The 24,458-nt window shown below is 36.4% G+C and carries 22 protein-coding genes; 4 read left to right on the top strand and 18 right to left on the bottom strand.

Features of this window, described 5'->3' with window-relative positions:
• Positions 1-52: 52 nt before the first annotated feature.
• Positions 53-1,033 carry a hypothetical protein gene (locus N5J47_RS06930; RefSeq protein ID WP_279961118.1) on the bottom strand — a complete coding sequence of 327 codons (981 nt, stop codon included), beginning with the start codon at positions 1,031-1,033 and terminating at the stop codon, positions 53-55.
• 116 nt (positions 1,034-1,149) lie between these two features.
• Between N5J47_RS06930 and N5J47_RS06925 the strand changes: the two genes are divergently transcribed.
• Entirely contained in the window at positions 1,150-1,554 is a 405-nt protein-coding gene (locus N5J47_RS06925; RefSeq protein ID WP_279961117.1) for an XRE family transcriptional regulator, read from the top strand.
• A gap of 75 nt (positions 1,555-1,629) precedes the next feature.
• On the opposite strand, the gene N5J47_RS06920 is transcribed toward N5J47_RS06925, so the two are convergent.
• The 3 genes from N5J47_RS06920 to N5J47_RS06910 form a co-directional block, all read right to left on the bottom strand.
• Complete coding sequence (locus N5J47_RS06920; protein WP_199935116.1) at positions 1,630-1,839, bottom strand: AlpA family transcriptional regulator; 210 nt, start codon at positions 1,837-1,839, stop codon at positions 1,630-1,632.
• A gap of 16 nt (positions 1,840-1,855) precedes the next feature.
• Positions 1,856-2,782 (bottom strand): phage/plasmid replication protein, II/X family, encoded by a 927-nt coding sequence (locus tag N5J47_RS06915; protein ID WP_279961116.1) that lies wholly within the window; start codon positions 2,780-2,782, stop codon positions 1,856-1,858.
• 676 nt (positions 2,783-3,458) lie between these two features.
• Entirely contained in the window at positions 3,459-4,664 is a 1,206-nt protein-coding gene (locus tag N5J47_RS06910) for a tyrosine-type recombinase/integrase (RefSeq protein ID WP_279961115.1), read from the bottom strand.
• 579 nt (positions 4,665-5,243) lie between these two features.
• Between N5J47_RS06910 and N5J47_RS06905 the strand changes: the two genes are divergently transcribed.
• The 3 genes from N5J47_RS06905 to N5J47_RS06895 all read left to right on the top strand — a co-directional run bounded on the left by N5J47_RS06905 (position 5,244) and on the right by N5J47_RS06895 (position 7,092).
• A complete protein-coding gene (locus tag N5J47_RS06905) occupies positions 5,244-5,810 on the top strand; it encodes a nuclear transport factor 2 family protein (protein ID WP_279961114.1) in 567 nt (188 codons plus the stop codon).
• 76 nt (positions 5,811-5,886) lie between these two features.
• The gene (locus tag N5J47_RS06900; protein WP_279961113.1) at positions 5,887-6,381 is read left to right on the top strand and encodes a chalcone isomerase family protein; all 495 of its coding nucleotides are present in this window, start codon (positions 5,887-5,889) and stop codon (positions 6,379-6,381) included.
• A 15-nt stretch (positions 6,382-6,396) separates the two neighbouring features.
• Positions 6,397-7,092, top strand: coding sequence for a response regulator transcription factor (locus N5J47_RS06895; RefSeq protein WP_005294193.1), 696 nt, complete (start codon positions 6,397-6,399; stop codon positions 7,090-7,092).
• Here N5J47_RS06895 and N5J47_RS06890 read toward each other — a convergent pair.
• The 14 genes from N5J47_RS06890 to N5J47_RS06825 all read right to left on the bottom strand — a co-directional run bounded on the left by N5J47_RS06890 (position 7,089) and on the right by N5J47_RS06825 (position 23,900).
• Positions 7,089-8,414, bottom strand: a complete 1,326-nt coding sequence (locus N5J47_RS06890) for a HAMP domain-containing sensor histidine kinase (protein ID WP_279961112.1) — start codon at positions 8,412-8,414, stop codon at positions 7,089-7,091. The two genes, N5J47_RS06895 and N5J47_RS06890, sit on opposite strands and share 4 nt — an antisense overlap.
• Positions 8,415-8,445: 31 nt before the next feature.
• Entirely contained in the window at positions 8,446-9,495 is a 1,050-nt protein-coding gene (locus N5J47_RS06885; protein WP_279961111.1) for a cyclopropane-fatty-acyl-phospholipid synthase family protein, read from the bottom strand.
• Positions 9,496-9,499: 4 nt separating this feature from the next.
• Positions 9,500-10,282, bottom strand: coding sequence for a DUF1295 domain-containing protein (locus N5J47_RS06880; RefSeq protein WP_279961110.1), 783 nt, complete (start codon positions 10,280-10,282; stop codon positions 9,500-9,502).
• A 34-nt stretch (positions 10,283-10,316) separates the two neighbouring features.
• The gene (locus N5J47_RS06875) at positions 10,317-11,516 is read right to left on the bottom strand and encodes a cyclopropane-fatty-acyl-phospholipid synthase (RefSeq protein ID WP_279961109.1); all 1,200 of its coding nucleotides are present in this window, start codon (positions 11,514-11,516) and stop codon (positions 10,317-10,319) included.
• Entirely contained in the window at positions 11,491-12,306 is an 816-nt protein-coding gene (locus N5J47_RS06870; protein ID WP_279961108.1) for a DUF1365 domain-containing protein, read from the bottom strand. The genes N5J47_RS06875 and N5J47_RS06870 overlap by 26 nt, the downstream gene beginning before the upstream one ends.
• 10 nt (positions 12,307-12,316) lie before the next feature.
• Positions 12,317-13,594 carry an NAD(P)-binding protein gene (locus N5J47_RS06865; RefSeq protein WP_279961107.1) on the bottom strand — a complete coding sequence of 426 codons (1,278 nt, stop codon included), beginning with the start codon at positions 13,592-13,594 and terminating at the stop codon, positions 12,317-12,319.
• Positions 13,591-14,580 carry an acyl-CoA desaturase gene (locus tag N5J47_RS06860; RefSeq protein WP_279961106.1) on the bottom strand — a complete coding sequence of 330 codons (990 nt, stop codon included), beginning with the start codon at positions 14,578-14,580 and terminating at the stop codon, positions 13,591-13,593. Before N5J47_RS06860 ends, N5J47_RS06865 begins: the two co-directional genes overlap by 4 nt.
• 480 nt (positions 14,581-15,060) lie before the next feature.
• Positions 15,061-15,621 (bottom strand): lipocalin family protein, encoded by a 561-nt coding sequence (locus tag N5J47_RS06855; RefSeq protein ID WP_279961105.1) that lies wholly within the window; start codon positions 15,619-15,621, stop codon positions 15,061-15,063.
• A 249-nt stretch (positions 15,622-15,870) separates the two neighbouring features.
• A complete protein-coding gene (locus tag N5J47_RS06850; RefSeq protein ID WP_279961104.1) occupies positions 15,871-16,584 on the bottom strand; it encodes a response regulator transcription factor in 714 nt (237 codons plus the stop codon).
• Between the two features lie 3 nt (positions 16,585-16,587).
• Entirely contained in the window at positions 16,588-19,224 is a 2,637-nt protein-coding gene (locus N5J47_RS06845) for a sensor histidine kinase KdpD (RefSeq protein ID WP_279961103.1), read from the bottom strand.
• A gap of 25 nt (positions 19,225-19,249) precedes the next feature.
• Positions 19,250-19,861 carry a potassium-transporting ATPase subunit KdpC gene (gene kdpC / locus N5J47_RS06840; protein WP_279961102.1) on the bottom strand — a complete coding sequence of 204 codons (612 nt, stop codon included), beginning with the start codon at positions 19,859-19,861 and terminating at the stop codon, positions 19,250-19,252.
• 17 nt (positions 19,862-19,878) lie between these two features.
• Positions 19,879-21,888, bottom strand: a complete 2,010-nt coding sequence (gene kdpB, locus N5J47_RS06835; protein WP_279961101.1) for a potassium-transporting ATPase subunit KdpB — start codon at positions 21,886-21,888, stop codon at positions 19,879-19,881.
• A 15-nt stretch (positions 21,889-21,903) separates the two neighbouring features.
• The gene (gene kdpA, locus N5J47_RS06830) at positions 21,904-23,598 is read right to left on the bottom strand and encodes a potassium-transporting ATPase subunit KdpA (RefSeq protein WP_279961100.1); all 1,695 of its coding nucleotides are present in this window, start codon (positions 23,596-23,598) and stop codon (positions 21,904-21,906) included.
• A gap of 98 nt (positions 23,599-23,696) precedes the next feature.
• On the bottom strand, positions 23,697-23,900 hold the full coding sequence (locus N5J47_RS06825) for a hypothetical protein (RefSeq protein ID WP_279961099.1): 204 nt from the start codon (positions 23,898-23,900) through the stop codon (positions 23,697-23,699).
• Positions 23,901-24,458: the final 558 nt, after the last annotated feature.

Genomic DNA, 24,458 nt, shown 5'->3' with positions numbered 1-24,458 from the left:
ATCTTACTCATCCTTATCTTGAATATTTAAAAACCAAACAGCTTTGTTAAAATTAAATTTGAGGTTTAAACATATAGCTGCCAAAATTTGTTTTGACTTCTATTTCTTGAACCATTTGAGCATCACAAGTACCTATTGATAATTCAACATATTCTCCAAATTTTAATGTTGCAGGAATTTGCGTTTCTCTAGCATATTTAGCAAGACCACATTTGTTTCCTCTATTTAAGACTACATCGTATACAGTGATTTCTCCATTAGTCAGGCCTTGTACAATAATGTTGTATGCGGCTTTTTCATATAATGACGTATTAAAATCATTAATACTAAACCTTACAGCAATTGGTTGCCCCTCACCCATTTGACTGATTGTATTAACAGTATCATCATAACTTTCTTCCCCTATTCCCTCATCTCGAAAGTCTGGACTATTTTCCCATTCTGAATCATGAGCCTTAACATCATCAATTTTTGCTGAAAGACTCTCTATCTGATTTTCAATAGACATATCTTCTGATTGCATTTTATTTTCTATATGTGGTTGCTTTTTAAATTCATACTGATTTAACAATTTTGCTCCAATAATCATAATAAGGAGTATGCTTGATAACGTAGAAAACCATGCCTTAAAGCTTCCATCAGCTTCATTTTTCATATAGCCAGACTTAATAAAGCTATTAACATCACTACTAAACAAAAGAATTAAAGTATAAATATCCAAAAATATAGAAAATAAATATAGAAAACCTTGAAATATAGAGTAATTTTCAAACAATAATACAAATAGATATGCTAATATTCCTAAGAAAATTAGAATGATAAGAATAATTCTTGCTACGTTACTTTTTTTAGATAAAAAATAAATTAAAGAAAAAAATATGAGACCGATAAAAATATCAGCTATCAGTATTATGAGAGCTGATTCTTGGTTTAAGGATTTTTCTAAATAAATCACATCAAATATTGATATAAGTAAAGAAAATAAAGTAAGTACTATTATCTTCTGTATAAATAGTGGACTATTTTTAATCATTTGACCCCCGATTATAAATTTAAGTAAAATCTTGCAAAAGTAACTAAAGTCTACATTTTTACGTAACTATAATCAATAGTTACGCAACTATCAGTTAACCTGATTATTTTGAGGAGATGGAAAATGATGATGAAAAAACCTTATTTGCAAAACGCTTAACTATAGCTATGCAATCAAAAGGTTACGAAGCAAAGGCGTCTATCTTAGAAAGAGAGTTCAACTTGAATTACTCTGGTAAACCTATGACTTTGCACGGCGTCCGTAAATGGCTCATCGGGGAAGCGATTCCCTCAGGGGACAAATTGCTTGCATTAGCAAAATGGCTAGAAGTACCGTTAGAAGAATTGGTTTTTGAAAAAGATATTCAAAAAGCAATTGAGCAACGAGATCTTATATGGCAGCAGGAATTAGGGTACAAAGATAAAGAAATATTTGAAGCTTATGTCAAGCTTTCAGCATCTCATAAAAAAATTATTAGAGACATGATAATTGCTTTATCAGATAAATATAAAGATAAGTAAAATTATTGATTTATAGTGATAAAATTAAAAAATTATATTAAGAAGCAAGATTCTAGAAAATCTTACTTCTTTATTTTATACGTAATTATTTAATGAGTTTTCTAGTCTACTTTGCCACCACGCTTCAATTGCATTTAAATCGAAATAAACTGGTGATTGTCTATTCTGGCCATCTTTAATCGGGCGTGGGAAAGTCTCATCTTCTATTATTAGTTTTCTTAACTTATCAGCTTTAATTGAAAGCATATAACAGACTTCTTTTTTTGTTAATCTTAATTTTCTCATTTTTCAAACTCTAAACTTATATATTATTGATATCAATATTATATTTATCTAAGAAAATTCTTCTTTTTCTACTAATAGTTGCTCTTGAATAAACTTCTTTATGGTCGCCGTTGATAACACAATTATAGAATTTTCGGTCACTCTTATCGCAAATATTAATTTTTGAATCTTTAAGAATGATTTCTGGTATATATATTTTCTCAAGTATCTTGTTAAAGAAATTATCAATATTATTTAAATCAAGCCATTGGTGACCAAAATGCAAGTCCCAGGTAGCTAATTGTTTAGATTTAATTTTTATTTCTTGACGAAGCATAAGATCGGCTAACGCTTTCAACTCTAAACTTGTCTTAGATCTTTTAAAATTATCTCTAATTTCTTGACCTTTATGATAATTACAAATGGACCAGCGCTTAGAAGTAAAGCCAAAATAGACGCCATTCTCAAATATTGTTTTTTTCTTTTTTGGATAAGTCGATAAATTTCTAAGAGTAGACAAATATTGAATAGCATTTTGCTTACTGTCAAAAACTATATCTCTTTTTATATCAACTCTATAAAGTCTAAAATTACCGAGACGAATAGTTTCTAATTGTTCTTTTGTTGGATCTACTAAATTTAATTTTTTCAATTTATCAATAGTCTGCAAAACTAACTCTATTAAATTTTCACAACCTGTCACATTATGGCCATTCAACCATTTGTAAAAGTTGCCTGTGATCTTTAATTTAGAATTATAATCATTTAATGATGAAAATGATTGCAATGCTATAATACTATTAAATTCAGATAATATTTTTTTTGATCGATATTTAACTTTTGATTCATCAAAATTATATTTTTCATCACTAAAAATTTGATAACATGATGCTACTTCTTCTGGCTTATGATTTACATCAACTACGATTTCAAGATAATCGACTTCTAATTTATTTTTTTTCACAATATACTCACTATTTTAAGATTTAAAAATAGTGATAGTTTTTTTTAAATTAATAAAATAAGATATCATAATGATACAATTGTACTATTAATATAGAATTAAATTTATTTTAAAATTTAGATTTAATAATTTTTTCACATAGAATCAATATTTATAATATTTTAATTAAACTCACTATCACTCCGAGGTGGCGCATAATAATGGCATAGAAATCATTTGTCAAATTTTTATCAAATCGATTCAACAATTAAAAGAGTTATTAATAATTTTATTCTTCTACTTATTAACAAAGTTTATGAACCCCCTGTAAATTTACTTGCATAATTCTTACTTCACTCGTTAAATCTTTCAGTTTTTAAACTTACTAAATGATAAGCACAATAGAGCTCTAAAAGGAGCTATTGTGCTTTTTAATTGCTTTTAAAGAAAGTAAAGAAGATTAAAAAATCCACCAACTGGCTAATATATATTTATATGATTCTTTGATTTATACAGATTAACTTAACGCTATAGAAAATTGAATTCATTCCTAACATATTATAAGCTTCCTCTACTACGCTGAAGACATCTTCATGATCGAGACCAAATTTACATATACTTAGGTACTAATCGTAATGATAATCAAAAAATATTTTTAACAATTTGATAATGCTAAAAATTTAAGAAACCTCTTAACTTAAAAATTTTCAGTTAGGTCATCTATATAATTAGCCCACCATTGCATCATCCCCACACGCTCTTCAAAATGCGATCCTTTATCATAAGCTCCTTTTACACCTTTTTTCATATGGGCTAAACATGCTTCAACAACTTGCTCTTTATCACTAAACTTATTGTTTAATGCCGTACTTGCAATATGCCTAAAACCATGCGGATTTTGACGACCTTTGTACCCCATACGGTTCAAAGCCATATTAAATGTATTATCAGAGATAGGTTCACTTAGGCTATTTCTCCCAGCAAACAACAAATCTGATTCAGTTCTATAGTCTTTTAATTCCTCTAACAATGCAATTGCCTGTTTAGGCAAAGGTACACCATGGACGATTCCCTTTTTCATAATTTCAGCAGGTTTAACCCAAATTGCTTTATCAAAATCAAATTGATTCCAAGTTGCAAAACGTAACTCTACAGGGCGTGGAAATAATAAAGCCATTAACTCTAAACCAATCGCTAATTTACGTTGATGATGAGTACGAATATCTGTGATTAATCTTGGAAATTCATCTATTTCAACGAACTTCATATTACCGCCAATTTTTTTATCCAAATGCTTGGTCATGCCCTCGATGGGATTAAAATTTATTTTTGCTTGGAACTTCGCCCAGTCATAAGCATTACGACAATAAGAAGTTAACTTCTCAACTTGAGTATGGATATTCAAGCCACGCTGTAGGCCTTGAAAAAAGTCAAACCACTCTTTAGGTGTAATTTCAGTAAAATCTCGTTCACCAAATTTGGGAATGATATGTCGATTAATCGACTTTTTCGCTTTATCAAATGTTTCCTCCCCCCAAGATGTTTTTTTAGTGTCTAGCCACTCATTCATTAAAACATTAAACTTCCTTTGAGCAATTTCTTGTTGCTTATTCTTGACTTGTTTACGTGTTTCTAGAATCTCACCATTTGCTATTTTGATAGATAGTTCATTCGCTTTACGCCTTGCTGTCGCTCCACTCACACTTGGATATGCACCTAACCCTTTCCAAGACCACGTCCCTTTTTCATTTTTATATCGCAATTGCCAAGATTTTTTGCCAGTTTTTTGTACTAGGAAATAAAGTGGTCCTGTATCACGTTCTCTATAATCTTTTTCTTCTGGTTCGAGATTTGTCAGGACTGTATCTGATAATGGTCTTTTCTTGATTGCTGCTCTTTTCATTAAAATATGTATCATGAGTTAGATTTATTCACATGATACATTAGATGATACAAATTCAGAAGCGCTATACGTATTCATATAACGTTATACAAAGCAATAAAAAATCTCTAAATACATAATATTTAGAGCTTTTTAACTCATATATCGTAATACATCGACATACAAATTTAATATTTTGGTAGGTATATCCAGACTCGAACTGGAGACCTCTACGATGTCAACGTATTATTTCCAAATAAAAATCATATACTTAATATCAATTGGTGCTTATATGGTGTCGCCGATTATTTGTAACAGATTATAACAAAAAATTTGGTGGAGATGGCGTCAGTTGAACTAAATCAATAAAACCATGTTTTATATATATTTTATTTCTATAAAACTTAAATTTACCCAATCTAGACCCTTTACCTTTCAGACTGCTCTGAAGATGGGTCAATTCGAAGGTAAACCAATTCTGTTCTTATCATAGATTCATTTGGAAGAAGTTGCTTTAGCTAAAACCATCTATATTGCATTTCACATCCTATTCACGCTTGCTCTTTTAATCTAACTTTAAAATGATGTGAGTTTAGCAAAATGACATTTCTAAGAAGTGTAACAGTTTCAACACTGGCATTACTTTCATTGGTTAGTTGTAAAAGTATACCAAGTTATAGCACTGACTTTGATAAAGCAAATAAGCACATCTCAGGAATTATATTGAATGATCAACAAGCTCAGCTTGTCGGGCAGCGCTTTGTAGCTGCATTTAATACAATGGGAACTGTTGATTTTGTTAAAAACACAAGTCAACTCTATGCAGATGATTTATACATCAATGATACTCTTTCTCAATTTTCTACTAAAAATGAGCTAGTTAAACATTTTGAAGGAATGAACAGACGTGTCAGCAATGTTACTGTAAAATTAATGAGTGCAACGCACACAGATGATTCGGCCTATATTCATTGGCATATGGTGTATGACTTCAAAATGTTTGGCCGTATGAAAACTATGTCCTCATATGGAGTTAGCCAAATCAAAATTAATGACAAGGGTTTGATCATTTTTCAGCAAGATTATTGGGACCCTGCTAATGGTTTATATCGTTCTCTACCCTATATAGGAAATGCTTATGCCTTGCTTTTACCATTTAAAAAATAGTTTAAATTCAGCCTAGTAAATAAGCTTCATGAACAGCTATAGATTGTTGAATTAAATATAAAAGTAGAGGTGCGAAATGCTTAATTATTTAAGAAAAATTGGACTCAGTGTCACATGTCTTATCACGCCTTTAAGCTTAGTACATGCAAATACACAACTATGTAATACAGCTCCCCTCATCGTCACATCAAAAAATGTAGGATCAGTTAGCTATTACGCCAATAATTGCAGTCAAAACTGGGAAAATCAAAATATTAGATTAGATTTTTCTTATAACCAAAATATTCCAGAATGGGCATTTAAAAAAGCGGCGACTTACTACCTTAAGAAAAATGTGACTAATTTTTCAGACGAATCAGTTTTAAACAGAATTACTGCATTATATCACCCCGTAAAAAGGGGCGATCTCTATACTTTAAATTATGACCAAACGAGCAAACAGTTAAGCTTATCTCTGAACCAAAAGCGCTTAGGTGCAATTACTGATTCTCAAGCGAATCAATACTTTAAAATATGGTTTGGGAACTCACCATTTAATGCTAAATTAAAGCAACAATTACTAAATCTATAACTTGATCGAATTATTATGAACAATCAATTTATTCTTATGGTAGAAGATCACTTCGAGCTTGCTGCAACAGTCTGTGAGTTTCTAGAACAACATGGCTTTGTCATTGATCATGCCCGTAATTTAGATGCTGCACGCAATTTTTTAAAAACGAACCCTTATCATTTACTTTTACTCGACATTAATTTACCCGATGGTTCAGGCTATGATTTATGTGAATGGCTGAGAACTGATCAAGGCAAAGATATTCCAATTCTGATGTTAACGGCCAGAGACACATTGGATGATAAACTAAAGGGTTTCACCGCAGGAACTGATGATTATTTAATCAAACCTTTTGATTTTAATGAATTGGTGATGCGTATTCGGGCACTTATTAAGCGCTCTCTTGGCGAAGTATCAACAAGTAAAATCCAAATTCATGACTTGATTTTAGATAGTTCGACTCAAACCGTAACGCGTGCAGGTCAGTCGATAGAGCTGCCCCGCATTCAATTCAAATTACTTAAAATTTTGATGAGAAATTCTCCCAAAGTCATTACTAAACAAGAAATTGTGATCGAGCTTTGGGGAGATGAAGAACCAGAAAGTGATGCTTTACGCAGTCATATCTACAACTTAAGAAAGATGATTGATAAGCCCTTTCAAGAGAAGTTGATCCATACCATTTCAGGCGTTGGTTTAAAAGTTGCGTTTGATTTGAGTACTCATTAATTCATATACACCACAACAATTAAACCAGTTGTATTTTCTAATTGGAGATGAGGATGAGTGCTTAAATAATATTGGCGGTCAAATAACTCAACTCTCCATCCCAACTGAGTGCATAACTTTCTAACCAGTTGTAAACCAATCCCATGACCTTTGGCCGTCAGTTGAAATTGTGAACTTAACTCCTGAACTTTAAGATCATTGGGCATTTCAATCCCAATCCCGTTATCGGCAATCACAATACTATTTTGACGTTGAATAATATGGATATTAGACCCTTGAGAATAATTCAATGCATTGCGAAGAATATTACTCAGCACCATTTTAGTCATTGAGGGATAAATCAGTCGAGATAACTCTTGAGGGTCATAGTGAACAAAAATTTGAACGCCTTTGCTTTGGCTAACAGGCTCAAGATCCTTTAGCAAATCACTAATTATATTGGATAATCGTGTTTGTTCAGCAGTTAAGGTATTGGTAGTATTGCGTGCGATCGCCAATAGTGTTTCGACAAGCAATTGCATATCCTCAATGGTATTGGAAATACGATGCAGTGCTTTATCTTCCCCATATTTAACCTGACAAAGCTGTACACTACCTTTTAAAATTGTGAGTGGTGTGCGTAATTCATGACTAACATCCCCTGTAAACTCACGTTCTCGGTTGATGAAATCGTTTAAAACTTGATGATACTTTTCTAATGCCTGCTTTAAATATTCAGCTTCCAGATTGCCGTTAGTATTGATCCCTTGAAAGGGAGAAGCTTCTTTATTTTGATGTGCCCAATCAATATGATCTAAAGCGTTTGCTAGCCGTGTAATTGGTGAAAAATAACGTTTAGCTCTCCGATTTGAAAACCACAAGATGCTATACAGTACAATCAGGCTGAACATTAACGGTGCTAAACCAAACATCCACACAATTTTGTTGACATTACTTTCACCAAAAACAAGAAGGACATGTTGTCCATTTCTTTCACCATAAACAGTCATTCGATCTTTGCCATCGACGAAGACCCGATGAACGCCCTGCTTTAAAGTTTGATTTTTAAACACTAAAGGTGGATCTTTACTTAGCCAGCGATAGCCATATAAATTTTTTGTATCAGGTAAATCAGCATTGGGATTACGATCAACTCGCATCCAATAATGTTCCATTTCTTGCTCAAGCGCTGTTTTGAGCAGTGAGCCTTTAATGACCCAAGCACTGCATGCAATACCGATAATAATCGACAGCGCGATTAACCCGATTTGCAACCAATAATGACGATTAAACATCTCACTCAGTGGATGAATATTTTCACCGCTTTTATTGGATTTAAACATAAACATATCTACTAATAGATTCTCATTTTAATTATACGGTTTTCTTTTTGAACAGAAAGTGACCTATGACCCATTCTTGTCCTTGTTCAAATCCAAACAATTCCGCGCAAGCCATAAAAAAGATACGCCAACGTTGCCACCAAGCATCAGCATTCTGTGCATATACCTGCTCGAATAGTGGTTTTAATTGTCCAGCGTTACGATCCATGTTTTCGAGCCAGGCATTTGCTGTTTTTTCGTAGTGCGTACCTGACCATTGCCAATGCTGTGATAACTCTAAATCTTTTTGGAAATGCAAAAACGTAGACGTTGCTGGCATTAATCCCCCTGTAAAGAAGTAGCGTGACATCCAATCATATTCACTTTTTATTTCGAATGGATAATGTAAGAAGCGATGGCAAAAAATATGACACCATAACAATCCTTTGGGTTTGAGCCATAATTGAATTTTCTGAAATAATTTTTGATAATTTCTAACGTGCTCAAACATTTCTACAGACACAATACGATCAAACGAATTTTCTTTTAATTCGAGTATGTTGACATCACAGGTGATGATTTTAATATTTTGTAGACCACGTTTTTCCGCTTCAGCTAAAATATGTTGACGTTGCGTTACGGAATTGGATACTGCAGTAATTTTAGCGTTCGGATAATGCTCCGCCATCCATAAGGTAAATGAACCCCAACCACAGCCGAGTTCCAAGATATTTTGACCATCATGCAATTGCGCTCGTTCACTGTAAACTTGCAGTGCGAACTCTTCTGCTTCATCTAATTGGGTTGTATCATCTGCAAAAAAACAGGCACTATATTTTAATCTTTTGCCTAAAACTGCCTGAAAGAAAGCAGTTGGCAACTCATAATGTTGTTCATTGGCTTTGTCTGTTTCAATCGCAATTTCACTCTGCTTCAACATATTCAACACATCCATATAGCGTTGAGCACCCTGTTCTGGATCATAGCGACCCTCTTGAATCAAACGCTTTTTGCTTAATGTACGAATTGCTGCACGAATCGCTTGATCAGGCACTAGGCCACTCTCAACGAGTTTCAATGATTGCTGAATAATAAAGTCCATACGCTCACCTATTTTTGGGTTTCCATGGAATAAACATAGAAGTTCGTTTTTGATAATCGAGATAATTTTGACCTCGATTTTTTAATGCCTGCTGTTCACTAAATGGAATCCCCGTGATGTAATACAAAAAGAACCACATCAAAACAGGATAAATCCAGAGGCTATATAACCCTGCCGCCAACCCAATTACTGGATAAGCAAACCAATGTATCCATTCAAAAAAGTAGTTTGGATGACGCGAATATTTCCATAGCCCCTGATCCATCGTCTTTCCATGATTCTGTGGATTTTGCTTGAAACGGTATAATTGCTGATCTGCAATTACTTCACCCATAAATGCAATCACCATAATCACGCCTGCAATAATAATAAAATCATTGCTTTGGTTATTCCAAACTGTAATTGGCACATTCAGTAAACTCCACATTGGAATACTAAATAAAATTGCTAAACCCGCTTGAAACATAAAAAAGGCAAAAAAGCCAAGGTGTTGATATTTTCCCATCGCTAACCGCATATTTGCATATCGACGATCTTCTTCCTGCTCGGCCAAATAACGGCGAAATAAATGCACACTCAATCGTAAAAACCAGACAGAACTCAAAATTCCTATAAACCATCTGACATTCTCTGGTGCGACATCTATACACCAAGCAGTAATGACAATATTCAGGAAAATGCAAAAACTCCATGCCACATCAACAATGCCTGCACGAAGGTTGTATGTCGCCCATAGCCAACAAATTGTCATCACGACAGTATCAAGTACAAACAATTGCCACAACATACTTGCCTCCTTGATGCATCACATAAGTTGATTATTAATAAGGGCTTGCTTCGAATAAGAGTTGTACATTGCTAATTACACCTTCTTTAAAGCCACCTTCGCAGTAACAAAGGTAGAAATCCCACATTCGAATGAAGTTTTCATCAAACCCCAGTGCCAATACCTGTGGTTTGGCATTTAAAAAACGTTCACGCCATTGATGAATCGTTTCAGCATAACTAAGGCCAATATCTTCAAGATGTTTTAAACGCAGTTTCTGTTCAGATGCAGCTTGGGTCAGCACACTAATACATGGAATAAAACTACCTGGGAAAATATAGCGTTTAATATAATCCACTGTACTTAATGCTTTTTTATAACGTGCATCTTCAATGGTAATGGCTTGGATCAATCCCAAACCATATGGCTTAAGCAGGGATCTACATTTATTAAAGTAAGTTGATAAATATTGCTCACCCACAGCTTCGATCATTTCGATGGAAACCAATTTGTCGAACTTGCCTTCCAATAAACGATAATCCTTGAGTTCAACATTCACACGATGACTTAAACCTGCTGCTGCAATACGTTTATTTGCTTCATCGTACTGAGCCTGTGAAATCGTAATTGTGGTCACTTTACAGCCGTAATGCTGGGCTGCATAGATCGCAAAACCGCCCCAACCGCTTCCGATTTCAACGAGATGATCCATCGGTTTCAATTGCAATTTTTGGCAGATCAATTCTTTTTTATAATCAGATGCTTGCTCTAATGTCATGTGCGTTTGCTTATAGATTGCACTGGAGTACATCATGGAAGAGTCTAGAAAGAGCTTAAAAAAATCATTGCTGAGATCATAGTGCTCTGCAATATTTTTACGGCTGCCTGATAATGAATTTTCACGTGTTTTGTACCACGCTTTTAAAATCAGTTGGCTTGCTTGCGAAAGCATATTTTGATTAATTTTATCGAGAACATGACGGTTTCTCGCTAAAATTTGGATCAGTTCAACTAAGTTTTCACTGCTCCAATATCCCTGAATATAACCCTCAGCCGCCCCAAGCACGCCATTTTTAAAAATTAGATCAATGAGGGCTTTATTATGCACATCCACCGTTGCTTCTAAATCAGAAACTTCACCTACCGTGCCATTCCATTCACCACGGAAATGAATTTGACCATGACGAAGTTTGAGTAAGCTGCGTAAAACTAATGGCAGTGAATCGTTTTCACCGAAAATAAGCGTTTTGATCATCTTGTTTTAAATCCTTATCTTTTTTAGGGTGCCGATAAAATGGAACTTTCTTTCGCCATAAATAAAATGCTTGTAAATAAATTGAAGCGAGCATTTTGAAAGGTTCAAAAACATAATGAACAGCATAACGATTGAGCTGTGAAGGAACTGTGATATTTTCTAATTCGAAAAGCATCGTTGCATCAAAAATTAATTTTTGTGTTTGATAAAGCTGCATATGAATCACGTTTTGAGCATCAGAAAAGTTAAAACGCCATTTATACTGAATATTCATCGGCATAAATGGAGAAACATGAAAACTTTTTTGAAATTCGAATTCTGCACCATGATACTCAGAATGGTGTTTTAACTTATCACGACAATCATGCACATATACTTTGCGTTCTTTCCAAGGCGTATTGGTGATCTCAGTTAAGATAAAAAGAAGCTGTTTTTGACTATTAAAAATAAAATAAAACACAACCGAATTAAAACTGAAACCAAGCATTCGTGGTAAAGCCAATACACGAATTTCTGATTGTATGGGCAAGACCGCATCTACTTGCTGCAATAAGATGTTTTTTATCCTTTGCCTTAAATTCCCTGTATAACCTTGCAAAAAATCATTTTCATCTATCTTTAGAAGATTCCAGTGTGCTGTTGAACATAACCATGAATCACTGAGTTTGGTTGTTATCTGATCAGGATCAAAATATAAATAGCTTAATGTTGCTTTAAATTCATGTGCCTTAGGGGTAAATCGGCGATGTCTGATTTTAGCTTTCGCGATAGCAAGTGGAGTTTCTAACATACTCAGCCCTCTATTCATCAGCTATAGTCATTAAATGTTCTACAACACGTTCAGCACTTCTTGCCCCATCTTCATGAAATCCCCAACCCCAATACGCACCACAAAATGAACTACGGTTTTTGCCATCTAATTCATGCCAACGGGATTGGGCCTCAAGTGCAGTTTTATTAAATACGGGATGCCGATAATGCCTTTCAATATAAATCTTATCTTTGGCAATCGGTGTATTGGGATTAAGTGTAGAAAAAACCTGTGTTTTACAGTTCAAATTTTGCAAACTATTCATCCAGTAGGTAAAACCAAAGTGAACATTGTCGGTCAAGGTAGATTGTTCATTTTGAGCTTGCGGAGTCACATGAACATGCCAGCTTGCCCACTGTGATCTAGATTTCGGCATAATAGATGTATCATGGTGTACTACCATACGATTATCTTGGTAATCAAAACTGCCTAAGACTTCACGCTCTATGTTTGAAGGCTCATCTAATAATTTTAAAGTGTCGTCAGCATGACTTGCAAAAATGACCCAATCAAATTGCTCTTGCCCATGTGCTGTCACAATGGAAATATGATCTTTGCTTCTGATCACTTGCTTTACTTGATTTTTTTTCCAGATAATCGTTGGGCAATGATGTTGAATTGCATAGATGTAGGATATTGAGCCACCTTTAACAGTTTGCCACTGCGGTCGATCTTTTAATTGCAGCATACGGTGATGCTGAAAAAAACTTACCACGAACTTGTAGGGAATATTGCCTACTTGATCGATAGGGCTTGACCAAAGCGCCCCGCACATTGGATATAGGTGTTCATCTCTAAACGCCTGAGAATATCCATGATGATTTAAATACTCGTCAATGGTTAATTCAGGATGACTTTCCTCAACAGAAACATCTTTATTTTCTTTATAAAAGCGAAGTAAATCCGACAGCATCCCCCGAAAGTTTTTATTTAAAAAGTTTTGTGGTCTAACCAATAATGACCATTTTTTTGAAGGATTGTATTGTAACCCTGTCACCAGATTATTGACGGAAAAACTCATGTCGCTGTTCTGTGCTTTGACTCCAAGCTCAGCAAGCATTGCACTAAAAAGTGGATAGTTATACGCATTGAAGACAATAAAACCACTGTCTATGGTTACATTCTTTTGATCAATACTAAACTCATGGGTATCGGTATGCCCACCAAAATAGTTCTCTTTTTCAAAAATGGTGACATGATGCTTTTTTGAAAGTTTCCAAGCAGCATACATTCCAGAGATACCAGAGCCAACAATTGCAATTTTCATGAAGACTCCTTCGTTTGAGTTTTGATTCGGTTCATTTTAAGATTTTGTTTTTGACTGTTATAAGCAGCATAAATACGCTGTGGCACAGGTTTTATCCCCCAGATTAAACCCATCCAAGACATTGATTTTAAAACATAATAGGTGACATCAATTTGCCACCAGAAAAACCCTTGACGCGTACTACCTGCATAATAATGATGATTGTTATGCCATCCCTCACCTAACGTTATAATTGAAAGAAGAAGATTATTACGACTATTATCCGTAGTATCGAAATCTCTGCTTCCGTATAAATGAGCCAGTGAGTTAATACATAAAGTTGCATGAATCAATAGCACGGTTGAAACAACAAAGCCCCACACTAATAGTTGCAGCCCCGAAGTACCTAAATTCGGATGAGTAGCAGCGAGCCACTCGCCCAACACATAGACAGCAAAAGCGGTCACTAAAACAATGAGTAAACTAAATCGATCTAACCAGATAATCTCAGGAAACTTTAACCAATCTTTGATGATATGTTTGCGCGTCGAGAAGTTCTGTTCATTCAAAAACCACCCAATATGGCTGTACCAAAAACCATGGGTAGATGAATGAGGGTCTTGTTCTGTATCAGTAAAATGATGGTGATACCGATGATGTGCAGCCCACCAGAGCGGGCCACGTTGTGCACTCATTGTTCCTATAAGCAGAAAAATAAATTGTACTGGCCGTGAAGTTTGAAATGTTTTATGAGATAAATAACGATGGAAAAAGGCGGTAATTGCAAACATTCTGATCACATAAAATATGATCATAAAAATAATTGCAAACCATGAAATGCCTACCCAGAACACAGCTAAACAAGCAATGTGCAGTAAAATAAATGGAACAATTCTCAACCATTGGACTTGAGTATCTTTAATGCTTTTAGGGTCATCAACTGGATTTGATCCAAGCGAATTTCTATTTGACCAACTATCTATCCATCCCAGAAAAAATTTAAACATTGATTCTTCCTGACTACCTCATTTTTATAATTATCATTTTAGAAAATTCGATATGAATTTTATGTGAAGCTTTACTGACCACCCCAATTTTAATACGAAATCATTAAAAAACATAAATTTATATTTGATTAATGCACACTATTCTTAAGATGTTCAACTACATTAAAGGTTTCACCTGAATAGTTTTTGGTAATCGCTAGAATGATTAATATTTGTGAGATAGACATACAATCCTATAAAAGAATTATATGTCTCGATAGTAATTCAACTAAAACCTTAAATAAATTATGATTGATAAGTTGTTAAACGCAAATTTATCAAAAGTGCATAACTCTCCTAAAAACTCTCAATTAATTCCAGAAGATCATTCCGAGCTTACGAAAGTCTTTACAGCCTAGGCAATCAATAGATTTCAAAAGTCTAATAAATAATTAAAAATTAAGTTGAATTAAAAACTAGGCCAGTTCAACTATTTACCACTTATTGTTTCTGTGGAGTGCGAACCAGCTTAGAAACATCATATCCATAATCGCGGGCAGTTTGCACATACGATTGGTACGTTGCTGCATCCAGATTCGAATCTCTTGATAAGATCCATAGGTACTTATGAGATGGCCCCCCTACCAATGCAACACGGTAGTTAGAATCAATTCTTAGAATCCAATAATCTCCTTTGGTGAACGGAATCCATCGTAATCCAGAAGGTAAGAAGCTAACCTTTAACTTACTACTGCCTTCATTTTGGGGATAACCGACACCTTCAGAACTAATGGTTTCTCCTTTTTTTGTACGACAACTATTAATTACAGCAATAGTTTTATCAGAGTTGATCGAATAATTGGCTGTAGTATCACTCACACATTTTCGCTGAAAATACATCGGAAAGTGTGCTATTTCATACCACTTGCCGACATACTTATCGACCTCAATCTTATCCACTACTTTAGGAGTTTGGATTTCTGCATGCGTTGCAAAAGAGCATAAAAAACCTAAAGAAGCAATCAAACCTGAAAAAATCATTGTTCGTTTAATAAGTTGCATACATACCACCTTTAACTTTTATAATATTTTAAGTTAATAGATACTGATGTGAATAAACTGTGAAATTAATATCTTCAATACAGAAAGAATAAAATATAGACATTTATTATATTACAAATTTTAATCAAGGCGATGAAATAAAGGGAGTTGGTTGAGAATAGAGGGAAAAATATTTTTATTTGAGCTTTATCGAATAGTTTTTAAACTATATCTTCAGATAAGATTACATTAAAAAAATGATGTAATCTTTTAATGATTAAAATGAATAGAACAATTAAATCTTAGTCCAACCCCCGTAATGGTTTGAATATACTTAGGTTCAGTTGCAACATCACCAATTTTATCTCTTAATTTTTTGACTAAAATCCGCAAGTAATGGGTATCTTCAACGTGGGTATTGCCCCACAGCTCTACAATAAGCTGTTTTTGTGTGATGATTTTCCCTTGATAACGTATCAATAAAGCCAGAAGCTGAAATTCTTTTTTGCTTAAAGATAGCTCTATACCATTTAATTTGACGACATGTTCAGCCACATCAATGTATAAATAACCATCATCAAAAATAATATGCTGTTCAACCTTAACAGGCTTATCCCGAAATAATACCCGAATCCGTGCAGCCAACTCCTGAATACTAAAAGGTTTGGTGACATAATCATTTGCCCCTGCATCAAGTAGCATCACTTTCTGCTGCTCATCAGGTCGGGCAGATAATACAATGACAGGTGCATCCGACCATTGTCGCAATTCAAGCAACACCTCTTTGCCATCCATATCAGGTAAACCTAAATCCAGAATCACCAAATCTGCCCCTTGTGTTGCCAGAACTTCCAAGCCTTTGAGACCATTTTCAGCAACCAGAATCTGATATCCCTGTGTACGTAAGGCAATATCCAGAAATTTACGAATCTGGGGTTCATCATCAATAATCAGAATCGAACCGTGTACAGCATGATGCAACATGAACTATTCCGATAAATTCAGTGGTAAACGTATTCTAATTAAAGTCCCATAATTTTGAAATGCAGCTAATGCCTGTATCTCCCCCATATGTGCCCCAATAATTGCTTTCACAATTGATAGCCCCAAACCTGTGCCTGTTTTACCCCGATCACCACGCTGCATGGTATAGAACATATTAAAAATCTGCTCTCGTTCCTGTTCTGGAATCCCGATGCCCTCATCAATAATATCAATCTGGATATAGTTTCCATCCTGAACAGCCGTGATCTGCACAGGCGTATTGTCAGGTGAAAATTTAGCGGCATTTTCTAGCACATTAAAAATTGCCTGTTCAACCAATGCAGGATGAACATAAAGTTGTGGCAAGTTCGGAGCAATATTTTTTTGAATTTTGATATGGGGTTGATAGCGAATCAAACGCTCTGTTGCCGATTGAATCAAGGTATCTACATCAATCCAGTCTCGTGCCAAAGTGAGTCCCTGATGTCCTAATCGGGTCATATCCAGTAAGTTCTGGATATAACGGTCAAGGCGTTCACCTTCGATGTGAATGGTGTCCAGTAATTCATTCTGGTCATGTTTAGACATATGTTCAGCATAGTATTTTAAGCTATCTGCCGAACCAATAATGGCAGCTAAAGGCGAACGTAAATCATGTGAAACTGATGACAATAAGGCAGAGCGTAATTTTTCAGTTTCTCCAACAACTCTGGCATCTTCCAGTTCCGTTGCCAATTGGATACGGGAAGCCGTCTGGGCAATATCTTCAATCATCAATTCAATTAAACGTTGTTGTTCAAATGAAATCATGTTTTGGCTGGCTGGAAATTTGATGCCAATCACGCCATGCTGCTTTTCTAAAATTAACGGATTAAACCACCAGTCTGACTGAGTTAAGGTATTGGTAAAACGTCCACAAGGCTGTAAATTTTTCTGTGTCCAGTCTGCCGCAATCTGCTCTTTTTCATTCAATGCAACATTTAATGTTGTATATTTTTCCCCTATCTTCAACCAGACTTGTGCATTAAGTACCGTTTCCAAATGTTGTTTTGCCACATGTACCACTTGGGATAAATCAACACAGGGCGATAATTTACGTTCCAGTTCTAGCAGTTGAATGGATACGGAGTTTGCAGATTTTAGACTGACCACCTGAGCTTTTAGCAGGCTTGCCAAACGCCCAACCAATAATGCAGATACCAAAAATATCACAATGGTAATCACGCCATTTTTGGCATTAATTTCAAAACTAAAACGTGGGCTAATAAAAAAGTAGTTATACAGGGCAAAACACACCAGTACACTGATAAACGTCATCAGCATTTGTGTTCTAATCGCAACCAACATCACGGTAATAATAAAAATCAATGCCAAATCATTATAGCCAATAAACTGGTCGCTTACGGTGGCAATCATCAATCCTAAACAGACAATGATGCTGCTTTCCAACCATTGCCGTAACTGGGGATTAAACCCAAGTTTATTTTGACTGGATGGCGAGGCAATATCCTTATTTTCCAGACTGGAGGGTTGTACCAGTGTAATTTCAAAGGGATGAGGCTCTGCCAATAATTTATCAGTAATGGATTGATTGAATAAATTTTTCCACCTTGTTTTTTTTGGCTGATAGCAAATCAGTATATTGGATGCGCCATAATCATAAGCTGCTTGAATAATGCTTTCTGCCACATGGTCATTGTAAAATAGATAGGTTTCTGCACCCAGTTTACGGGCAAGTTGAAAGGCTTTATTGACCGTTAAAATGCGTTGCTGTTTTTGCCGACTTTTTTGAACCGAAATCACACTCCAGAGAGCATTACGTCGTTCTGCAATACGATTGGCTCGACGTACCAAATCCTCTGAAAATTCTGAACCATCAATCACCAACATTAAATGGTTTTGTACAGGAATGACCTGTCCCTGTGCGGTAAACTTTTCCCGATAATTTAAATCGATTTGTCCTGCAACGGTTTGAATGGCAAGGTCACGCAAGGCAATTAAATTAACAGGTTTAAAAAATCCATCCAGTGCATGAACGGTTTGTTCAGGCATATAAATTTTGCCCTGTTTCATCCGTTCCAGTAATTCAGGTACAGGTAAATCAACCAGACGTACATCTTTCAGGCGTTTAAAAATCAGGTCAGGGACGGTTTCACTGACCCGAACCCCTGTAATCTGATACACCACATCATTCAGGCTTTCCAGATGTTGAATGTTCAGGGTGCTATAGACATCAATTCCTGCATCCAAAATTTCGTTTACATCCTGCCAGCGATATTCATGCCGACTATTTGGCACATTACGATGAGCAAGTTCATCAACCAGTACAATTTTAGGTTTAATGGCAAGAATCTGGTCTAAATCCATTTCCTCAAGACTACGATTCTGGTACTGGATACGTTTACGGGGCAGTACCTGTAAACCTTCAACCAGTTGCTCTGTTTCGATACGCCCATGCGTTTCTACAATGCCAACTACGACATGATGACCTTGCCTGACCAGTTCATGCGCTCGGCTTAACATGGCGTAGGTTTTACCTACACCAGGTGCTGCTCCCAAAAACAGGGTTAAACGCCCTGACTGTTCTCGCTGACTATGAGCCAGCCACGCATCAGCTTTGCTATTACGGTCAATGGTCATCAATCGGGTTCTCTCATGTTCAGCATTAAAGCGGACGTTGTAATTGGTCTAAAGCCAAATTCAATTGCAGTACATTGACTCGCTCTTGTCCAAACAAGCCAAATTGTTTAGGTTGAATGCGCTGTTTAACTACACTTTCAACCTGTTGTTCAGTAAGCTGACGCTGTTGTGCCACTCGTTTTAGCTGTAATAATGCACTTTGTGGGGAAATATCGGGGTCAATTCCACTGCCAGAAGCAGTCAGCATTTCATTAGGTACATCCTGCGGATTGATAGTATTTTCATGAGCGAACTTTGCCCGACGTTCAGCAATTTGTTGCTGTAAATCTGGATTGCTCACTGCCAAGTTACTCCCCCCAACACTTTGTGGATTGTAATCCACCGCACTGGGTCTAGGATGGAAATATTGTGAACCAGTAAATAATTGAGCGACCAAAGCTGAACCCACCATTTTGCCTTGATGTTCAATCAAGCTACCATTGGCTTGCTCTGGAAAAATGATTTGAGCAATCGACACATTCACTGCACAATATAAAACACCACACAGTATAAATCCAACTGTCACCAACCCGATGCTTTGACGTAAAACAGGCTGTTTTTCATTGGATATGGCTGCAAGTTGTTGTTGCATATTCATGGTATTTACCTCTTATTTTAGAAAAAACTGGATATCAACACATCAATCAACTTGATGACAATAAATGGAAACACTACGCCACCGACACCATAAACCAGCATATTGCGTCTTAGCAGTTGTAAGGCACTGGCAGGCTTAAACTGAACACCACGTAATGCCAATGGAATTAACATCGGAATAATCAAGGCATTAAAGATTAAGGCTGAAACAATGGCACTGCTTGGATTATCCAGATGTAGAATGTTTAATATATTGAGTTGAGGAATGGCGACTGCGAATAAGGCAGGTAAAATCACAAAATATTTTGAGACATCATTTGCCAGTGAAAAGGTGGTTAATGCACCTCGTGTAATCAATTGCTGTTTGCCGATTTCAACCACATCCAATAATTTAGTCGGGTCAGAATCCAAGTCCACCATATTGCCTGCTTCTTTAGCTGCCTGTGTGCCAGAATTCATTGCCAAGCCAATATCTGCCTGAGCCAATGCAGGAGCATCATTGGTTCCATCGCCAACCATTGCCACCAGTCGTCCCATTGCCTGCTCATTGCGAATACAGGCGAGTTTATCTTCTGGTCTTGCTTCCGCAATATAATCATCCACGCCTGCTTCAGCAGCAATTGCAGCAGCCGTTAAAGGATTATCCCCCGTGACCATAATGGTTTTAATACCCATTTGCCGCAATAAAGCAAAACGTTCTTTAATGCCTTGTTTAATCACATCTGAAAGTTCAATCACACCGAGAATATTGTGATTGGATGCCACCACTAAAGGTGTTGCCCCTTTGGAAGCAACCTGTTCCACTCTGGTTTTGAGTTCGATGTTGTCTTGAATATCCTGCTCAGTAAATTTAAGGATGGCATCAGCAGCGCCTTTACGAATCTTTTGTCCTGTTGCTAAATCGACACCTGATAAACGTGTGGCTGCACTAAACTGGATAAATTCTGCATCTTGAGGCTCACTGATACTTTCTCCAAGTTCCTTGCCTAGACTCACCACCGATTTACCTTCGGGGGTTGGGTCGGCAAAAGAGGTTAGCATGGCAGCTTGGCGTAATTCGCTTGGAGTCACACCTGCGAGTGGATAAAATGCCGTTGCCTGACGGTCACCATAGGTAATTGTGCCTGTTTTATCCAGTAACAGCACATCTATATCGCCTGCAACTTCAACCGCTTTACCTGATTTTGCCAAGACATTGGCTTTTAATGCACGGTTCATTCCTGCAATCCCAATCGCAGGCAATAGACCGCCAATCGTGGTTGGAATCAGGCATACCAATAAAGCAATCAGTAACACGATACTGATTTTGACACCGACAATTCCCCCAATGAATGGCAGCGTCATCACCACGACAATAAAAGTCACCGTCATCACATTCAGTAAAATTCCCAAAGCGATTTCATTTGGTGTTTTTTGACGGTTCGCACCCTCAACCAACGCAATCATACGGTCTAAAAAGCTATGACCTGCTTCATTACTGACTTCTATAATGATGCTGTCTGATAAGACTTTTGTTCCCCCAATCACACCTGAGCAATCAGTATTGGCTTCACGTAACACAGGAGCAGATTCACCTGTCACTGCCGATTCATTGATGGTGGCAAAACCCTGAATAATCTCACCATCCGCAGGAATTAATTCTCCTGCATTGACGATGACGAAATCACCTTTTTTGAGTTCAGTGGCTGAAATACGCACCGCTTGGGCATTTAAATCCGCAAGCCGATTGGCAAATAGATTCTCTCTTGCCTGACGTAAGGATGAGGCTTGCCCTCTACCTTTGGCTTCTGCCACCGCTTCGGCATAATTGGCAAATAACACGGTAATCAACAAAATCAGGCTTAATGTCAGTCCCAGTCCTAAACTGGCTTGTCCCATTAAGGTTGCCACAAAGGTTAAGACTGTACCCACCCAGACACATGCCATGACAGGATTTTTGAATGCATGTTGTGGTAGCAGTTTATAAAAAGTCTGTTGAACAATTTCCTGATTAACAATGTCCATCTTACTTGCATTTAATGTTTTCATTTGACTGCTCCACTGTTAAAACTGTACTGATACATAATCGGCAATTGGTCCAAGAACCAACACAGGCATAAATTGCAACAAGGTCAGAATCAGTACAATTCCCACAAGCGTTAAAGCAAATGTCGGTGATTCAATCTGTAAAGAACCTTTATTTTCAGAACCTTGTACTTTGCTGGCTAAACTAACTGCAATCATTACAGGAATAATCAGGGTGCTGTAACGACCTGCAAGCAAGGCAATGCTTGTGCTTAAATTCCACCAAACAGTGTTATCCGCCAGCCCCTCAAAACCTGAGCCATTATTGGCAAAGGCAGACACATATTCGTAAAAGACTTGACTAATTGCATGAAAGGATGGATTTGAATTGCCTGTCAAACTTGGAATTGCCAATGTGATTGCAGTTAAAGTCAGTAACATCACAGGCTGTAAGACAATCACAACCGCCAACAACTTGATTTCGGTGACTTCAATTTTTCGTCCAAAGACTTCGGGCGTTCGCCCAGTCATCAAACCAGCGATAAAGACTGCAATAAATAAGTAGATAAAGAATTGAGATAAACCACAGCCAATCCCACCCCAGATGGCATTAATCAACATATTACATAGCTCAACCAAACCTGTGAGTGGCGAGGCTGAGTCGTGCATCATATTGACTGAACCGTTATTTACCTGCGTGGTTAAAGTCCCCCACAATGCCGATGCCTCTGCACCAAAACGCATTTCTTTACCTTCCATCAAGGCAGGATTAACACTTAATGAAGATTTTTCCGTCCAGAATGCCAGTGATGTGGAAATCAATGACATCAGCATCATCGTACCGAATATCATCCACATCAGTTTTTTACGATTGACCAATGTTCCAATCATAAAAATCACAGCCATTGGAATCAGTAAAATGGCAATCATTTCAAGAACATTGGAAAGTGGTGTTGGATTTTCTAAAGGCACAGTACTATTTGGACCATACCAACCACCACCATTACTGCCCAGTTGCTTGATGGCAACCATTGGCGCAACTGGACCAAGTGGAATCTGTTGCGAGCTAAATTCTGCATGTTGTTCTACGGTTTGTATGCTTGGTCCACTGGATAAAGTGGATGGCACACCCTGACTGGTCAGCAATAGTGACCAAACCATTGCCAATGGAATCATAAAACGGAATAACGGACGAATGATGTCCTGCCAATAGTTGCCTAAATTAACCTCATTCCAGTTGCGTTTAATGCCATTGGTTAACTTTTCCTGTAAGAACAATGCTCTTAACATTGCCACCACAAGGGCGAGACCAATCAGGGGCGAAATAAACTGCATACCTGTAATCACAGTCATTTGAGCGAAATAAGACAACTGGGCTTGACCAGAATAATGCTGTTGGTTGGTATTGGTTAAAAATGAGATGGCAGTATGTAAAGCCAAGTCCCATTTCATGTTGGGAATATGGTCAGGATTGAAGGGTAGCCAAGCCTGTGTCATTAAAATCACAACACTGATGGCAAGCAAAGCAATATTACTGATTAAAAAAGCGAGCATATAATGTCGCCAATTCATACCAGCATTTTTAACCCCCATCACTGCATAAAGCGGTTTCTCTATCCAGTTAAACAGGATGTCTGATTTCATTGGTGTTGCCTGCATTACTTTTGCAAGATATCCACCAAGTGGATATGCCAACACTAAGGAAAATAAAAATACGAAAATAAATTCCCACATTGCAAATGCCATTTAAAAATAGATCAGCATGAGTATGGAAATTGACAGCGTAAATTATCTATATTGAAAAAAACGGCAGACGTAAATTTTGCATAAAATCACTGCTTCAATAATTGTTCTATTTCACTTTTTGAATAGCCACGTTCCTTGAGAATCTGAACAATCACTTTTTGTACTTCTGGCGATACATCAGCATACTGATCAACCAATCTCTCTGTATGAAGACCATCCAAGAGACCTTTCTGATTAAGCAATGTGTTCTGCAAACGATTACTTTCAGCAGCAGACCTAAAGAAACCCATGAATTTTCCTATGTATAGAACGCTTTCCTAGAAATATATTTTAATAATCTGAAAATTTATGGGCGTAAATTTCGTATAAATTTTTGCTCTTTAAAATGGAAAAAATTCTTTTATTTTTATAATTAACATTTGAAGTGCCACTTCTATTACTGTAATGATCTAGTGGAATCAAACAATGATCTAGAGACAAACTCTCCGAGTCGCAAGTTTCAAGATGAGCAAAACCAAACGAACATTTGCTGCAAACTGTACAGTGCATATTTGTCGAATAATATGTAAACCAAGACTTAACATTACACAAGTTTGCATAGATAACTGCTTAGGACATAAGTCACATCTAAACAAATATCATAACGTGAGTAATAAGTTATTTATCGGATGTGTGCCATTTAAAAATGATTGGCTAAAACCATGCTAATCGTAGAATTAAACTTACTTTATAGACTGAGAAGATTACCACAAGGAGATACAAGTTACGTCGAATTATAATTAATACTTATGTAGCTCAAATTACATGCATTTTGAGAGCAATCAGTTGGCTGCATTGAATTGAATAGC

It is taken from the genome of Acinetobacter sp. GD03645, from assembly GCF_029845285.1.
Taxonomy (GTDB): domain Bacteria; phylum Pseudomonadota; class Gammaproteobacteria; order Pseudomonadales; family Moraxellaceae; genus Acinetobacter; species Acinetobacter corruptisaponis.
Note: the sequence above shows the minus strand (reverse complement) of the source record. Positions and strands in the feature narration are given on the sequence as shown.

Excerpts from the sequence above, each read along its gene's own strand:
- N5J47_RS06910 (WP_279961115.1), bottom strand. The coding sequence starts at position 4,664 with ATGAAAAGAGCAGCAATCAAGAAAAGACCATTATCAGATACAGTCCTG.
- N5J47_RS06905 (WP_279961114.1), top strand. The coding sequence starts at position 5,244 with ATGACATTTCTAAGAAGTGTAACAGTTTCAACACTGGCATTACTTTCA.
- N5J47_RS06845 (WP_279961103.1), bottom strand. The coding sequence starts at position 19,224 with ATGACCATTGACCGTAATAGCAAAGCTGATGCGTGGCTGGCTCATAGT.
- N5J47_RS06920 (WP_199935116.1), bottom strand. The coding sequence starts at position 1,839 with ATGAGAAAATTAAGATTAACAAAAAAAGAAGTCTGTTATATGCTTTCA.
- N5J47_RS06870 (WP_279961108.1), bottom strand. The coding sequence starts at position 12,306 with ATGTTAGAAACTCCACTTGCTATCGCGAAAGCTAAAATCAGACATCGC.
- N5J47_RS06930 (WP_279961118.1), bottom strand. The coding sequence starts at position 1,033 with ATGATTAAAAATAGTCCACTATTTATACAGAAGATAATAGTACTTACT.
- N5J47_RS06865 (WP_279961107.1), bottom strand. The coding sequence starts at position 13,594 with ATGAAAATTGCAATTGTTGGCTCTGGTATCTCTGGAATGTATGCTGCT.
- N5J47_RS06875 (WP_279961109.1), bottom strand. The coding sequence starts at position 11,516 with ATGATCAAAACGCTTATTTTCGGTGAAAACGATTCACTGCCATTAGTT.
- N5J47_RS06890 (WP_279961112.1), bottom strand. The coding sequence starts at position 8,414 with ATGTTTAAATCCAATAAAAGCGGTGAAAATATTCATCCACTGAGTGAG.
- N5J47_RS06855 (WP_279961105.1), bottom strand. The coding sequence starts at position 15,621 with ATGCAACTTATTAAACGAACAATGATTTTTTCAGGTTTGATTGCTTCT.
- N5J47_RS06860 (WP_279961106.1), bottom strand. The coding sequence starts at position 14,580 with ATGTTTAAATTTTTTCTGGGATGGATAGATAGTTGGTCAAATAGAAAT.
- N5J47_RS06900 (WP_279961113.1), top strand. The coding sequence starts at position 5,887 with ATGCTTAATTATTTAAGAAAAATTGGACTCAGTGTCACATGTCTTATC.
- N5J47_RS06825 (WP_279961099.1), bottom strand. The coding sequence starts at position 23,900 with ATGGGTTTCTTTAGGTCTGCTGCTGAAAGTAATCGTTTGCAGAACACA.
- N5J47_RS06880 (WP_279961110.1), bottom strand. The coding sequence starts at position 10,282 with ATGTTGTGGCAATTGTTTGTACTTGATACTGTCGTGATGACAATTTGT.
- N5J47_RS06885 (WP_279961111.1), bottom strand. The coding sequence starts at position 9,495 with ATGGACTTTATTATTCAGCAATCATTGAAACTCGTTGAGAGTGGCCTA.
- kdpB (WP_279961101.1), bottom strand. The coding sequence starts at position 21,888 with ATGAAAACATTAAATGCAAGTAAGATGGACATTGTTAATCAGGAAATT.
- N5J47_RS06850 (WP_279961104.1), bottom strand. The coding sequence starts at position 16,584 with ATGTTGCATCATGCTGTACACGGTTCGATTCTGATTATTGATGATGAA.
- N5J47_RS06925 (WP_279961117.1), top strand. The coding sequence starts at position 1,150 with ATGGAAAATGATGATGAAAAAACCTTATTTGCAAAACGCTTAACTATA.
- kdpC (WP_279961102.1), bottom strand. The coding sequence starts at position 19,861 with ATGAATATGCAACAACAACTTGCAGCCATATCCAATGAAAAACAGCCT.
- N5J47_RS06895 (WP_005294193.1), top strand. The coding sequence starts at position 6,397 with ATGAACAATCAATTTATTCTTATGGTAGAAGATCACTTCGAGCTTGCT.
- kdpA (WP_279961100.1), bottom strand. The coding sequence starts at position 23,598 with ATGTGGGAATTTATTTTCGTATTTTTATTTTCCTTAGTGTTGGCATAT.